Raw genomic sequence first — 15,753 nt, 5'->3', positions numbered from 1 at the left:
TTACATTCCCCCGGCCATTTCTTTCATTACATCTTGTTGTGCTAATCCTTCATGATTGTGGAACTCTTTTACTTTTTTTCGATCACGAAGCACCGCAATTCGATGACATGTTCGTAATACTTCTTCCATTTCTGATGAGATAAACAAGATCGAGGTATCTTCTTTACTTAACTTGGACATTAATTTCATAATTTCTGTCTTCGCTCCGATATCAATCCCACGAGTAGGTTCATCGAGTATCAATAAATCTGGATTTGTGATCAGCCATCTGGCTAACATTACTTTTTGTTGATTGCCGCCACTCAGATTTTTAATTAACTGTTCTGGATTTGCTGGACTTATGTTTAATAGATGTATATATTCGTTCGCAAGTTCACTTTGTTTTGACTTTGATAAGTAACGAAACCATCCATACACACTTTGAATCGCTAGAATCATATTTTCTCTTACTGTTAATTCTGGAATAATGCCCTCTGCCTTACGATTTTCGGAACAAAAACCAATGTTATTTAATATCGCATGTCTTGGTGCAGAAAAGTTAACCGACTTACCATTTATCTTTATCTTTCCTTGATCGGCCTTATCTGCCCCAAATAATACACGTGCCAACTCTGTTCTGCCCGAACCTAAGAGACCAGCTAAACCAACAATTTCACCTTTTCCGATTTCCAAATCAAATGGTTCTATATTCCCAGCCAAGCCTACTTGATCTGCTTGTAATAAAGCTGTGGTGTCAGCTTTAGCTTCTATTTCATGACGAGCAGATGAAACAGATTCCATTTCCTCCAAATCTTTACCTATCATTTTGGAAACAAGATCCATCCGTTCTATTTCTTTTGTTTTATATTCACCAATCCATTCACCGTTACGCAATACTGTTAAGCGATCGGTAACCTCATAAATTTGATCCAAAAAGTGACTAACGAAAATAATTGCCATTCCTTCATTTTTTAGTTGTCTGATAACAGTAAACAACTGATTTACTTCATCACGATCCAAACTTGAAGTTGGTTCATCTAAAATGAGTATCTTCGCAGACACATTTAACGCGCGAGCAATAGCGACCATTTGCTGAATCGCTACAGAATAAGAGGACAATTGCTTTGTCACATCAATCTCTAATTGTAATTTTGCCAATATTTCTTTGGCATTCTGATGCATTTGTTTCCATGATAATCTCCCTCGCTTCTTTATTTCTCGCCCAATAAATATGTTCTCGGTTACGGAAAGGTTTGAACAAAGATTGACTTCCTGATAAACGGTACTAATTCCGTGATTTTGCGCTTCCAAAGGACTAGTAATAGAGACTGGTTTCCCATCCAGGATCACATCCCCCTGATCAATGGAGTAGACCCCAGTTAATACTTTAATTAATGTGGATTTACCCGCACCATTTTCTCCCATTATTGCATGCACTTCTCCAGGATAAAGTGACAATTGCACATTGGAAAGTGCCTTCACACCAGGAAATTCTTTCACGATATGTTCCATTACTAAGCTCGGCTGTTGTCCTGACAAGTTGCATTCCCCCTTTTGAAAAATTAGTCAGCCTAAAGCAAGATTGCTTTAGGCTACTGTATTACTAAATTGCGGTTATTTAATATTCACGAGTTGGTAATAATTCTTCCGCTTGATCCATGGTATACATGCTTTCTTCTACAGCAATACGTTTATCTAATTCTTCACCTTCAAAATGACGTTCGATCAGATCTACTAATTGCGGTCCAAACAATGGGTTACATTCGATCGTTACGTTCATTTTTCCAGCGGCCATTGCCTCAAACGCACCTTTTACTGCGTCAACACCAATAATCTTGATATCTTCGCCAGGTTTTAATCCATACTCTTCAATTGCTTGAATGGCACCGATAGCCATATCATCATTGTGGGAATAAAGAACGTCTATATTCTCACCTTCAGACTTTAAAAACGCCTCCATAACTTCCTTCCCTTTAGCTCTAGTGAAGTCACCTGTTTGCGATTTAATAATTTCGAATTTATCTTTTCCACTAATAATTTCCTCAAATCCCTCTTTACGGTCGATCGCTGGTGCAGAACCAACCGTACCTTGTAATTCAACAATATTAACTGGTCCTTCTTGATCTGACATTTCTTCTACTAACCAACGACCTGCCTTACGTCCTTCTTCAACGAAATCAGAACCTAAAAATGTTACCCATAATGAATCATCTTCTACATCCACTGCTCGGTCAGCTAAAAACACTGGAATACCAGCATCCTTTGCTTCTTGCAGCACTGTCTCAAACCCTGTTTCTACAACAGGTGAGAACACTATCGCATCCACTTTCTGCGTGATGAAGGACCGAATTGCTTTAATTTGATTCTCTTGTTTTTGTTGTGCATCAGAAAATTTCAATTCATGCCCCGCATCTTTAATAGCATTCTGAATGGATTTCGTATTTGCGGTTCTCCATTCACTCTCAGCACCTACCTGCGAAAAACCAATCACTAGTTTTTCGCCTGCTTCTCCCGTTGTCTCGCTCTCGGATTGTTCTGCATTTTCATCAGAAGTTTCCTCGGTTTCATTATTTTCTGCATCACTATTACTACCACTTTCATCTGTAGAACCACAGGCTGCTAGTAGTAATATAAGTGCAAATAATAATACAAATAACCCCTTAACATTTGAGAATTTTTTCATGTGCGTATAACCTCCCTTTTTCTTCACCATTTAATTAGGTGTACTGATAGTATAAAACGCTTCCAACTTAGTTTTAATAGAATTATTTTTGAAAAAATTTAAATATTTTGTAAAACTGATATTATATTGCATTTTTTTAAAATAAAATTGTATTTTTTTTAAAAACAGCTAAAATGGACTATAGATAATTGTGCTAATAAGTTATACTAATAAAAACCAAATCAACGTCTCTTAACATAAGTTCAACTGTCCGTAAGAGCACCTGTCAATGACTTTGAGCGTATCTTTATTAATTTACCTATTAGTTAGGAGTTGTTTTTTTGAATGCGTTTACAAAGTTTCGCCAGTTACCGATTCGCTCAAAATTTCTAATCCTTTTTTTATTGCTTTTTATATGGTTTGGCATTATTCAGGTTGTCCAGTTCTTCTTTTTCACCAACTATATGAAGCAATATAATGAAATGACAGAAACGGTTCATCTAACGAATTCGATACATGGCCAGCTAAGAAAGCAATTAGAGGAGGAAATTCGCGATATTGTATATGGTAAAGTCTATTTTGAAGAAGGTCAGCAATATCAAATTCTATCAGAAATGAAGCAGCACTTAGATGCAGTAGCTGATAAGGATACGGCACAACCTTTTTCAGTTGAAATTAAAGAAGTAAGGTCGGTATTAACGTCAACAACCGAGTATGTTGACCGCCTAGGTAATCAAATTAAATTTAATGCATCAGCTGAAGAAAAATATATTACACAAGAATATATTGGTATTGCTTCCGAACTCATTAATGATCATGTCCAGACATTATTACAGAAGACATTACAGGAAAGTGAACAACAGAAAATAGAGATGAAGGAAAACATTAATCGCAACATCATCATAAGTATTGTCGTTTTTCTATTATTAGTAATTATTAGCTTTTTCATTATCTGGAATGCTTCAAATCGTACATTAAAACCGATTTACTCTCTACAAAATTACGCAAGAGAAATCGCTAAAGGAAACTTAAATGTTTCTATTAAACCAGTGACAGCTACAAATGAAATAGATGATCTCTATAATGGTTTTCATGTGATGACCGATTATTTAAAACATATTATTAGCCAAGTGAATCAAACAAGTAATGAAATCATATACACCTCTCACCAGATTCATCTGAGCACAGAAGATAATTTATCTGCTGGAGAACAAATAACCTCTACGACTCAGCTCATCACACAAGATTTACACATGCAAAACATTCAACTGCGACAATTACAACAAGAAAATCTAAAACTATTACAAGAGCAATTACAATTTGAAAAACAGTTAACACATCTACCACAAGAAAACCACATCAAAGAACATACCACTATCACCATATCGATGATTAGACACTTACAACAAAACCTCGAAGAATTCCATAAGCAAATCACGAAATGCATGACCAACATGGGGATCATTGGAACGTTAGGCGAGGAACAATTAACAACAATAGAGGAGATCGCTGAATACTCGGATAAACAGCTTACTGATTTAGAACAACTGCAGCAGCACTTAAGGCAATTTAAAGTATAACGCTGTATTGAAGGATGATTATTGTGCGCCCAAATTGGTTTACTATATTAGACAAAAGTCTAAGAATGAAAATGCTTGTTATGTTTGTATTATTAACCGTTTTACCATTGATCCTTATCGGATGTATTGCCTACATAAAATCTTCCAATATCGTTTCAGAAAGGGCATACAGCTTAGCCCAAATAAAAGTGAGTCAACTAACAAGGGAAATAGACGTACTATTTCAAGATATTTATCGTTTTAATGAAATTGGCAAACAACAAAGCACCGTGCAATTTCTGCTTAATGAAGAAGAAACATATGATGAAGCAAAGGAAATCTTAAACTTATATGATTTTTATCAAAAAAGTTACTTATCAGGTGAACATATTTTTGATATTGAAATTATGAGTTTAGCTGGTAAAACGATTAGTGACCGAAGAGGAGTTTATCAACGTCATGATATAGAACCAGAACAATGGTTAGCAGAAAATCCTACCAATCCCAAGATGGAGATCACCTCACGGAATGGTTTTCCAACTCTTGAAATGACCTATCCAATTGTTTGGGATATAACTGATACTGTTATCGGGATCATGAAACTAACGATAGATGCTTCTGTTATCACTTCTGTATTAGATGAAGTAATGCTTACTGAGAATAGTTCTTTTTTTATCACTTCCACTGATCGTAATATCTTCCTTCAACAAGAAGGCAACGACACAACGCCTTTTTACTTTGATTTAGATAAGATATCCAATAAGCAAGGATATTATCAAGATGATGGAAACTTTTACGTATTTGAGACTTCACAAATGACAGGCTGGAAGGTCGTCGGCCATGCACCTACTCACGAGATTATGAGGGATAGTAATGAAATACGAACATTAATTTTCATTACCGTCATCAGCAGTACCATCTTTATAATCGGTCTCTATATGTTTATATCTAACAAGTTAATCCTACCTATTCGTACGTTAAAAGACAAAATGAAACAAGCTGCAGGTGGAAATTTAACTACGCATGTCGATCCGGTAGGTGAAGATGAAATTGCTACTTTAGGACATAGTTTCAATCAAATGATCTATAAAATAAAGTCTTTGCTTGACCTAAGCATTGAAGAACAAAAGAAATTAAAAACAGCTGAATTTCGAACGATGCAAGCACAGGTCAATCCGCATTTTTTGTATAACACACTGGATACGATTGTGTGGTTAGCAGAAACAAAAGAAAACCAATCAGTCATTAAAATAACAAAAGCGTTATCACAATATTGTAGAATCTCACTAAACAAGGGCAAAGACTGGATTACCATTTCCGATGAAATAGCCCACATAAATAGCTATTTATACATACAGAAAACTAGATATGAAGATATTTTAGAGGTTGCAGTAGATATCGAAGAAGCTGTATTGCGTTATCAAATATTAAAATTATTATTACAACCAATTGTGGAAAACGCCATCTATCATGGAATTAAAAACAAACGCGGCAGAGGATTTTTACGAATAAAGGGTACTAAAGAAAGTAATCATACGATTCGATTTGAAGTAATAGATAACGGAATAGGAATGGAACAAGAAAGATTAGAGAAATTACGCCAACATATATTTTCTGGTGAAATTATTCCAGAAGCGAAAAATGGGTTCGGTCTAATGAATGTGCAGCAACGAATAAAATTATATTATGGAAAAGAGTACGGGCTAAAAATAAATTCCTGGAAAAGCTCAGGAACAAGAGTATCTATCACTATTCCAATTGTGGAGGGAGAAAATTGAAGAAACTATTTTTGGTTGATGATGAAGCAGTGATAAGAAGAGGAATTGCCCAAAAGATCGATTGGCGGCAAGAAGGTTTTATTTATTGTGGTGACGCCTCTGATGGTGAAATGGCTCTACCGTTAATCGAGAAACATCAGCCAGACATCTTAATTACAGATATTAAAATGCCCTTTATGGATGGCTTGACGTTAACGAAAATTGTGAAGGAAAAGTTGCCCCATACTAAAATTATTATTTTAAGCGGGCATGATGAGTTTGAATATGCTCAACAAGCGATACGATTACAAGTGGAAGAATATTGTTTAAAACCGGTAAGCAGTCAAGATTTGTTGACAATTTTGAGGAAAATAAAAAAAGAAATGAGTATAAAAGTTCATCCCTTTTCTTCATTAGAAACAAAAGAAGAACTTTACGAACAATTATGTAAAGGGGCCCTAACACCCGAAGAGATCCTTTACCAAGCGAAACATTTCCAAATCGATTTAATGGCTAGCTATTATACAGTCCTGGTAACAGAGCCTTTAGATAATACAGTCAAAGAGCAACTACTAAACTTTCAGCCTCTTTTTTTCATTAAAGAGACAAAATATATCTTTATTTTCAAATATGATATCGAACAGATTTTACTTCAACAGATTAGTAAGATCAAGCAACTGTTAACAGCACAGCAAAATGCCATATTATTTGGTTTAGGATCTATAGAAACGAGAACAGAACATATCACGATAGCTTATGAAACTGCTTTAGAAGCTTATAGTTACAGTCAAGCGATCCAATCTAATACATTGGATAAAGATATGTATCAAGCATTAATGGAATCATTCGACAGGAGAGAGTTAATATATTTCCTTAAATTTGGCCAGTCAAACCAGTTAGATAGTTTTATTGAATCTTATGCTAGCTTTGTCCATCAAAAAAATAATCTTTCCCGTGTCTTTCTTTATTATTTTTTGTTAGATTTCACCATCACTATTCGGCACTATCTTGATGAATCTGACATGTATGATCATCATTTCCGAGATATCATTAAACCATTAGAAAACTCATTACATCAAGTCCATACCAAAAAAGAAATGAGCAATTATATGAGAAAGATGCTACAACCTTTATTAGAATACCATGACAATCATTCCAGTAAATACGGCAAAGTCATTCAACAAGTAAAACAAATTATCTCTACCAAATACCATGAGTCATCGTTATCATTACAGCAAATTGCAAATGAAATCAATATCAGCGCTTCCTATCTTAGTAATATTTTCAGCAAAGAGATGGATCAAACGATTACGGAATATATAACAAAAAGTCGAATGGAGCATGCTAAAGAACTGTTAAAAACTACAGATCTAAAAACTTATGAAATCGCTTATAAGGTTGGATACAATGATTCACACTACTTTTGCCATACATTCAAAAAGAGTACAGGAATGACAACGAAGAAATTCAAGCAACAAGTACTAGGCAACACTACTCCAAGTATTACTTAGAATGAGGGATCTCTATATGAGAAAGTGGATACTACTAATATTAGCAACTTTTTTACTAGTATTAAATATGGATATAAACAGGCCAGTTGGTGAGAATGAAGTAATCAAGCAAGACAAAGAGACTCCGATTGATAAGACTTTTGCCATTATTTATCCTGTTGCTCATCCTTTCTTTGAAAAAGTAACCGAAGCAGCTCGTGAGAATGCTGCTGAAGTTGGGGTAAAGATAGTAATCGATGCTCCTAAAATCGCATCTGCTCAAGATCAAGCACAAATACTTCAGAAATATATTGAGCAACAAGTAGACGGTATTGCCATCGGTGCGACAGACCCTGAGATGATCACACCGATTATTGATAAAGCCGTAGAAAAAAATATTCCTGTTGTTTGTTTCGATACCGACGCACCGAGCAGTAAACGATACGCTTATATTGGCACCGATAATTATTTAGCTGGATTACATTTAGGCGAAACAGTTGCAAAACATTTACATTATAAAGGGGATTTGATTGTAAGTAGTGGCTTACCAACAATGGAAAATTTGCGACAACGTATTAAAGGGTTAAAAGCGGTTGTCGAACGATATCAAGGCTTATCTATTAAACAAATCTCTTATAGTAATGGTACAGCTCCAAATACGTTAACCAATATAGAAAAAATGGTTGATCAATATCCTGATTTTGATGGATTTGTTGGTATCGACTCATTGGCTGGCCCTGCTGCTATTACCGTATGGAAAGCACACGGACTCCAACAAAAAGCTGTTACGTTCGATGATTTACCAATTATTTTAGAGGGTATAGAAAACGGGCAAGTAACAAGTACAATTTCACAAAATCAAAGCAAATGGGGTAAACTTATCGTCCAACGATTATCGGAACTAGTAAATGGTCAAGAAGTAATCGAAAAAGAATTTACGAATACAATTGAAATTAACAATAATTATCAGAACTAGAGGGTCTTTGAAGACATTTAAAATCTATTTTCGAGGGTCTGCTTAGTTTTCGCACTATCGGCATATCGGGGCACATAAGAAAACCGGGAAAGCTCACCCGATCCTAACTAGCATAAATAATATACAACTACCTATAATCTGGATTATGTTAAGTGGAACTGTCTGACGTTGTGGTAATTTTGATAGATTTCATCTGCTTAGCAAAGCTCTGGAAAGATGCTCCGCGTTCAGTGGGGCCTAGCTTCCTGGAACGGTAGCATAGCACTAACAAGTTATCAAAATGGCCTAAAAGTTTGATAACGCATATTCACTTACTTCGCAGCATTTAAATACACCATAACAGAAAAGTTGGACATAACTAGAATCTTATTTGATAAGATTTTATATTATGTTCGACTTTTACTTTGTCCCATCCTCTTTTTACGAAGTACGTTTAATAATATAAGAGCTATCTCAATAATGAAAAAGATGATAATTCCCACGATGAAAACAGTTAGATTGTCTTTAATTAACAAAAAGTATAATAATATCATTAACAGCAATGTTCTAATTATCTGTTTTTTTCCTTTATATCGCATATACTTCATTCCTCTCTGCAATATTAGTTCACAAATTTTATTTATTATTACAGTTAATTCTGTTACAACCTTAACATTGCTATTTATACATCGTCTAACTATGGATTACTTGTCATTTCTCCTTTTATGCAAAAATAAAAGCTCCCTCGAAAACGAGAGAGCTAGTTGCCTTACATTGATTATTCAAGAATTGTGACGTCTACTGTTTTAACGCCCCAATCAAATGCTTCGTCTTTGTTAGGTACGTGGACATCAATTTTGTTACCTTTGATTGCTCCACCTGTATCAGCTGCAATGGCTTCACCATAGCCTTCTACATAGACTCTGGATCCAAGTGGAATAACGTTTGGATCTACAGCAATGACTTTCATATTTGGATTTTCATTTAAGTCAATTCCTGTTGCCGTTACACCAGAGCAACCTTCACACTGAGCAGTGTATGCTGTTGCACTTACACTGATCGTTTCACCAGATTTTTCTGATGATGCTTCTTTCTGAGAGTTTGTTTGTTCTACTGCCGGTTCAGACGCTTCCGGTGTTTCTTCCTTTGTACTTTCTTGTTGCTTGTCCTTATTTGCTGTTTGCTCAGCTTGAGCTTTTTGTTCTGTATCTTCTTCTTTTGCCTTCTTAGAATCTTTAATCATTAGTTTTTCACCTATGATAATTAAATCTGTTTCAAGTTTATTCCACTCTTTTAGATCACTCACTGTTACATCATGTTCTACTGCTATTTCACTAAGTGAGTCACCTTTTTCTACAATGTAAGTTAATTCTTTATCTATCTCTAATTTCTGTTCTGGAAAAATTAAGTCTGACTCCAGGTTGTTCGTTTCCATTAATTCCGCAACTGATGTTTTATGTTCCTCCGCAATGGACCAAAGATTGTCTCCCTTTTCTACTTGATATTCTGCTGCCGAAACTGGTAGCACAAATAGGAAACTAGTCGCTGCAAATCCTAATGTCACAAAAAACTTTTTCATCAAAGTTGCCTCCTTTCATGTTGACAAGCACCACTATAACACAAGAAAATACCTGTTGTGGTTACAGTGAATTTAAGAGTCTGTAACAAAAATTACGATGTTACAATAGCTTGTCACATTTGTCATTATGGGGCAACAATGATAGATTTTATACATCATTTCGTAATATTTTCTATTTAATTACCAATATTTGATTCTACTATTATCTCAGAATTTCAAAATGTTTAGTCGGATCTGGACGGATCATTCCTTGTTTTACTAGATCATCCGTAATCAGTTCCGTCATGTCAACAGGAATATCTTTTACAACTTCTTTCTGTTGAAACATTTGATAGTCGCCACCGCCACTGGCCCGGTAATTATTCATCACCACATGATAATATTGATCAAGGGCTAACGGCTCTCCTTGATAAGTAAGCTTGACGACTCTATCACCGATTGGCTTGGAGACCTTGATTTGATAGTCAATCCCTTGCCACATATCATAATTATATGGCTGTGGTTTCGGATTTAAAAAATCAGGATTGACGGCGATTTTTTCATTTTCCAACGTGAAATAAGTAGCGGATTTCTCCAAAGCTGCTTTTATATCTTGTCCGGTAACACGCAGCACTTTCAATGTATTCGGATAAATATAATTAGCGACAATATCTCGCATTGTAATCTGTTTTGGAAAACCAGGAGATTGATCATGGAATAACGCCGTACAGGAAATCGGTGCATTGGACACTCTCATTTGCAATGCGTTGATATAGTTTATAAAAGGGTGTCCCTGCTTTCGAACGACCATCGGATCTTGAATTTCCATATCCCCTTCTACCGTCGCAATTGTCTGATCCAGGAATTGTTGCACTTCTCTTTCTTCCTCAGCTATTACTTCTCTTGTTTGTGTATCGATTGTTGTTTGTTCTCCTACATAATGAATAGCTGTACTAATTGAATCAATTTTTTCCTCATCATAGGTTACGACAATTTCACCAAGAGCCTGTCCATTACTACCAGGCTGAATGACTGTAACTCCATTGACAACATCAGCCAAATAGCGATGCTGGTGCCCTGTAATTAAAATATCGATCCCTTTTACCATTTCACAAATTTGATAGCCTTGATTTTCTCCAGTGCACGCCTCCGTCGGTTCACCTGTGGAAAGATCACATTCAAAGCCGCCATGATAACAAACGACCATGACATCAGGTGCTTCTGTTTCTTTAATATGGGCTACCCATTTTTTGATAGATTGACAAGCATCTTCGAAGGACAGACCGTCTATTGTTTTCGGATCCTCCCAGTTAGGTATGTAGTGTGTGGTAGTACCAAGAATAGCTACTCGTACATTAGCGATCTCTTTGATGATGTATGGTTGACCAAATACCGGTTTCCCTGTAGCATTACGGATGATATTAGCTGAAAGCCACGGAAAATTAGAAGCTTCTATTGTATGATGTAAATAGGGCATACCATAATTAAATTCATGATTTCCAATAATAGCTGCATCATATCCTAATAAATTGGCGGCTTTCATCATCGGACTTGGCCTGTCGGACACTTTTTTTGCAAAATAATAGGTGAAAGGGCTTCCTTGAATAAAATCACCATTGTCAATTAATATGGTATGATTGTTCTTACGTATCTCTTTAATAATGGAGGCTGTCTTTGCCAAACCCATCGCTTCCTCCTGCTGGTTGCGATAATTATTAGGCATAATATAGCCATGCACATCACTTGTTACACAAATCGAAAAACGCTTCATCACCAGTCCTCCTAATAAATTTACTATGACCATTATAACGAGAAAATAGTAGTACAGGAAAAACTTTACATGATCTTTACTTAGATTTAACACCTCCTTTTCATTCATTTGATATATTAAAGATGTTCCAAATTGAGCAATGCTGCAAAGATTGCTTTCTCACAAAATGATAGCCCCTTTTTCTATTGGCCGGTGATGTCCTATCATCGGCCCTTTTTTCTATTATAATTGGAGTACATCATATAATAGCATAGATTGTTATGATTTATAACGAATTAGGTCTCATTTTCTCGGTAACACATAAAAAAACGGGAAAAACCCACCCTGTCCTAACTAACAAAATAATATACAACTACCTATAATATGGATTATGTCAACTAGCTGCTTAGTGGTCATTGTGAAATGATTCATGTGCTGGGATACCGCTTCGGCCAACCACTCCGCGTCCTGCGGGGCACGGCTGAAGCTAACTTTGTAAAGAAGACCGCTTTACAAAGTGGATCTTCAGCACCTGCTCAATCCCGCGGGAGTCTCCGTGGTTGGCCTGCGCTAGGATAGGTACTCTACAACCTTTGTAAGAGCTAGTACATGGAGCACATCCACCAATAACAGCATTTGAATTGATAACATAATGACTAGTGCCATTGCTATTAGCTGTTTCAAAAGTTGTAGCCCTTCCCTTAAGCGTAGGAAATATGCGTAGACTCCTCATGCGTCAGCGCGAGCTGAAGATTCACTTCGTCTGTGCCTGTGTCTACTAGTATCGCTTCGAAGTAAGCTTCCTCGGCACAAGGCAGCAAAGAAGTTGTTTAAGTAGTAGCCTAGCTGAAGCTGTGCCCCACAGGACGCGAAGCATATTTCCGGAGCTTTGCAAAGCAGATGAAATCTATCAAAATTACCACAATGTCAGACAGTTCTGCTTTACATAATCCATATTATAAGAACCCATCTTCATGTTCACCATGATTACTTCTATGACTGTACTTATTTGTTCAAAATAAAAAAGTTGAAACGTATATCTTATTAGAACGTATAGGAGAGAGAGCAGAATGAATTGCTTTTTTATTTTTCCCTTTTACCTAATAAAAAGAAGGAGATGAGACATATGAACAAGAAACGCTGGCTTGCGCTTTTAGTGGCAGCTGGATTATTTTTTGCTTCGATTGGCTTTCAGTTTATGTCCAGCATGCTTACGGCAGATTTTGAAAACATGTTCAGCATACCTGAAGAGGATGGGATAGCTGAGAAAGTAGTGGATAAAGGTTCTAATATGAATAAAATCGCCGTTCTTCATGTGAATGGAGTGATTCAGGATACAACACCTAGCTCATTAATCAATACGACTTCTTATAACCATAGTCGATTCTTAAAAAAGCTTGAAAAAGCGGGAGAAGATGAGAGCGTTAAAGGCATTGTATTACAAGTGAACACCCCTGGCGGTGGTGTCGTCGAAAGTGCAGAAATCCATGACAAAATTGTAGAAATTAAAGAGGAATATGAAAAGCCTGTTTATGTGTCGATGGGAAACACAGCAGCTTCCGGAGGATATTATATCTCCGCTCCATCGGATAAAATTGTCGCCCATAAAGCGACATTGACAGGATCGATCGGGGTTATCATGGAAAGTATTAATTTCTCAGAATTAGCGGATCAGCTAGGTATAGACTTTAACACGATTAAAAGCGGTGAACATAAGGATATATTGTCATCGTATCGTGATATGACAGATGAAGAACGCGAGATCCTGCAAACGATGATTGATGATATGTATGATGATTTCGTTCAAGTGATCGTCGATGGCAGAGGCTTGTCAGAAGATCGAGTTCGTGAACTTGGTGATGGCAGAGTATATACCGGATCACAAGCACAGGAAGCGGGACTGGTTGATGAAATCGGAACGTTAGATGATACAATCGCAATGATGGAAGAAGATTACGAATTAGGTAATGCACAGGTAATTGAATATAATCAGGGAATGCCTTTTAACCAATTGCTAGGTGGTACAGTTCAAAGTATGCTTGGTGCAGAGTTCAAGATACCAGGCATTACAGAGTTGTTACGTCAAGAAAATGCACCACGAGCAATGTACCTATATTCAAGATAAGGAGGTGTCGCTATGACTGAAAATGAAATAAAACATGCATCTTCCCCCACCATTAATCAGAGATATGCAGGGTTTTGGATGCGTTTCTGGGCTTATCTGGCTGATTTAATCATTGTCTTCAGCATTAACGGCATCTTGCTTATTCCGTTTAAGTTTGTGGACAATGGCTTTGACTTGGAAGTTGGTTTCTGGACCGTGACAAGTATCATAAGTTCGATCATTTTTTATCTGTATTTCTTGTTGACGACAAAGTATTTTAATCAAACGTTAGGCAAGGTGATATTTGGTTTGAAAGTGATACGGGAAGACCATGAACCACTGCGCTGGAGTGACCTGATCTTCCGCGAAGTAATTGGCAGATTTCTTCATCGAGTGTTTCCGATAACGGTATTACTTTATGCCTTCGTCGCCTTCACCAATCAGAAGCAGGGTATTCATGATATGATTGGCAACACGAGGGTTGTATTGGATAGATAGAGAAGTTAAATGTTTATTTAAAATATGCCGAATATAACACGAGACTCATCAAGTAAAATCCGTGTTATATTCGGATTTTTATGCAACGAATTAGGTATATAAGAACGACCAGGAAAGCTCACCTCGTCCTAACTAACAAAATAACATACAAACCAGCTATAATATGGATTATGTAAAGTGGCAAATAGCGGTCATTTTGAAATGATTCATGTGCTGGGACACCTTTACCAGCCACTTTTCACCTGTGGGGGTCTATGTGCCAGCCTGCGCTATGGTACAGACACTTTAAGGAGACAAAACCAGCCGGGAAACACCATCATTTGTCTTCTTTCTTTTTTAAACACTACAAATCTCTGGTGTCTGCCACCACTTTTGGCTCCTTTCTCGCTAATGAAAGTAATTATATACTTTACATTCTTATTAGAAAAAACTCGGCATTCGCCTCGTCTATTAGCGAGTACCGTCGTTTTTCATATACTTGGTACATTCAAGGTTTTCACTACGTCGAGCTTTTCCATTATTAAATTTTTCCTGCCGTATTAAAAAAACAACAGGAGAACTTCCCTCCTGTTGTTTTATAAAATCGTGATGCGGTTTTTGGCTGGTGTTCTTGGTACTGGTGTTTGTGATTTGGACGGATAGCCGACATGAATTTGTCCTACTACTCTCTCATTGTCTTTCAAGCCGATCAATTCTGCCGTCTCCTCACAGAATGCCAATTTACCAGATTTCCAGAAAACACTTAGGCCCTGCTCCCATGCTAATAAACTGAAATTTTGCAACAAACAGCTGGATGAAGCATAATCTTCTTCTTGTAATTTTTCTTGTTCATGTAACGTATTAATAACAAAGAAAATAAAAGGTACATTCATAACCTTTTGATACGCATTCTCACCTATCACTTTTAGATCTTCTTTTGAAGCATTATGGCTTTTTGCTTTTGCTACTTCCCGATTAATCTCAGCTAATTTTTGTTTTGTTTCCTCTTGTAAAAATACAAAACGCCACGGTTCTGTCATTTTATGATTAGGTACCCAAACAGCCGTCTCCAACATTTGCTGGATTTGATCTATCGAAACTTTTTTATCCAAATACGAACCGATCGAGCGACGTTCTTTTATCAATTGTTGTAAACTCATGAAGGCTCTCCCCTCTGTTAATGATAATCATTTTCAACTAATATAATTCTATCATAGCTATGTATACTGTCAAGTAAACAAAATTTTCTGAAACTTTTTCTGAAAAATACTTGTAATTGAATTATTTTTAATGTAATATACTTACAAAAGTTACTATCAATTACATACTTTCTTATCCAGAGAGGTGGAGGGACTGGCCTGACGATACCTCAGCAACCGTCATATCATGACAAGGTGCTAATTCCAGCAAGCGTAATGCTTGGAAGATGAGAGACATTTACCAATCTATCTCCGTCTTTTAA

Annotated in this window: 11 protein-coding genes and 1 riboswitch; of the genes, 6 read left to right on the top strand and 5 right to left on the bottom strand. The window is 36.5% G+C overall.

Features of this window, described 5'->3' with window-relative positions; genetic code table 11:
* Positions 1 to 1,518, bottom strand: a complete 1,518-nt coding sequence (locus MUN88_RS08690) for a sugar ABC transporter ATP-binding protein (protein WP_369809965.1) — start codon at positions 1,516 to 1,518, stop codon at positions 1 to 3.
* Between the two features lie 79 nt (positions 1,519 to 1,597).
* Positions 1,598 to 2,662, bottom strand: coding sequence for an ABC transporter substrate-binding protein (locus tag MUN88_RS08685; protein ID WP_244723379.1), 1,065 nt, complete (start codon positions 2,660 to 2,662; stop codon positions 1,598 to 1,600).
* Positions 2,663 to 2,982: 320 nt separating this feature from the next.
* On the opposite strand from MUN88_RS08685, the gene MUN88_RS08680 reads away from it, so the two are divergent.
* From MUN88_RS08680 to MUN88_RS08665, 4 genes are read left to right on the top strand one after another with little or no spacing between them, the layout of a single operon-like run.
* Positions 2,983 to 4,221: a HAMP domain-containing protein gene (locus MUN88_RS08680; RefSeq protein WP_244723377.1), complete on the top strand. Its 1,239-nt coding sequence runs from the start codon at positions 2,983 to 2,985 to the stop codon at positions 4,219 to 4,221.
* A 23-nt stretch (positions 4,222 to 4,244) separates the two neighbouring features.
* Positions 4,245 to 5,978, top strand: a complete 1,734-nt coding sequence (locus MUN88_RS08675; RefSeq protein WP_244723374.1) for a cache domain-containing sensor histidine kinase — start codon at positions 4,245 to 4,247, stop codon at positions 5,976 to 5,978.
* The gene (locus MUN88_RS08670) at positions 5,975 to 7,468 is read left to right on the top strand and encodes a response regulator (RefSeq protein WP_244723371.1); all 1,494 of its coding nucleotides are present in this window, start codon (positions 5,975 to 5,977) and stop codon (positions 7,466 to 7,468) included. Before MUN88_RS08675 ends, MUN88_RS08670 begins: the two co-directional genes overlap by 4 nt.
* Before the next feature lie 16 nt (positions 7,469 to 7,484).
* Positions 7,485 to 8,423, top strand: a complete 939-nt coding sequence (locus MUN88_RS08665; protein WP_244723367.1) for a substrate-binding domain-containing protein — start codon at positions 7,485 to 7,487, stop codon at positions 8,421 to 8,423.
* 757 nt (positions 8,424 to 9,180) lie between these two features.
* Here the strand turns inward: MUN88_RS08665 and MUN88_RS08660 are convergent.
* Together MUN88_RS08660 and MUN88_RS08655 are read right to left on the bottom strand one after the other, a co-directional pair.
* Entirely contained in the window at positions 9,181 to 9,981 is an 801-nt protein-coding gene (locus MUN88_RS08660) for a LysM peptidoglycan-binding and 3D domain-containing protein (RefSeq protein WP_244723364.1), read from the bottom strand.
* A 202-nt stretch (positions 9,982 to 10,183) separates the two neighbouring features.
* The gene (locus MUN88_RS08655; protein ID WP_244723360.1) at positions 10,184 to 11,731 is read right to left on the bottom strand and encodes a bifunctional metallophosphatase/5'-nucleotidase; all 1,548 of its coding nucleotides are present in this window, start codon (positions 11,729 to 11,731) and stop codon (positions 10,184 to 10,186) included.
* 1,105 nt (positions 11,732 to 12,836) lie between these two features.
* On the opposite strand from MUN88_RS08655, the gene sppA reads away from it, so the two are divergent.
* Positions 12,837 to 13,835 carry a signal peptide peptidase SppA gene (gene sppA / locus MUN88_RS08650; protein WP_244723358.1) on the top strand — a complete coding sequence of 333 codons (999 nt, stop codon included), beginning with the start codon at positions 12,837 to 12,839 and terminating at the stop codon, positions 13,833 to 13,835.
* Positions 13,836 to 13,847: 12 nt separating this feature from the next.
* Positions 13,848 to 14,312, top strand: a complete 465-nt coding sequence (locus MUN88_RS08645; protein WP_244723355.1) for an RDD family protein — start codon at positions 13,848 to 13,850, stop codon at positions 14,310 to 14,312.
* Between the two features lie 575 nt (positions 14,313 to 14,887).
* Here the strand turns inward: MUN88_RS08645 and MUN88_RS08640 are convergent.
* The gene (locus tag MUN88_RS08640; RefSeq protein WP_244723352.1) at positions 14,888 to 15,451 is read right to left on the bottom strand and encodes a nitroreductase family protein; all 564 of its coding nucleotides are present in this window, start codon (positions 15,449 to 15,451) and stop codon (positions 14,888 to 14,890) included.
* 169 nt (positions 15,452 to 15,620) lie between these two features.
* Positions 15,621 to 15,724, top strand: a riboswitch (SAM riboswitch).
* The last annotated feature ends 29 nt before the right edge of the window (positions 15,725 to 15,753 follow it).

The sequence above is a fragment of the Gracilibacillus caseinilyticus genome (assembly GCF_022919115.1).
Lineage (GTDB): Bacteria > Bacillota > Bacilli > Bacillales > Amphibacillaceae > Gracilibacillus > Gracilibacillus caseinilyticus.
Note: the sequence above shows the minus strand (reverse complement) of the source record. Positions and strands in the feature narration are given on the sequence as shown.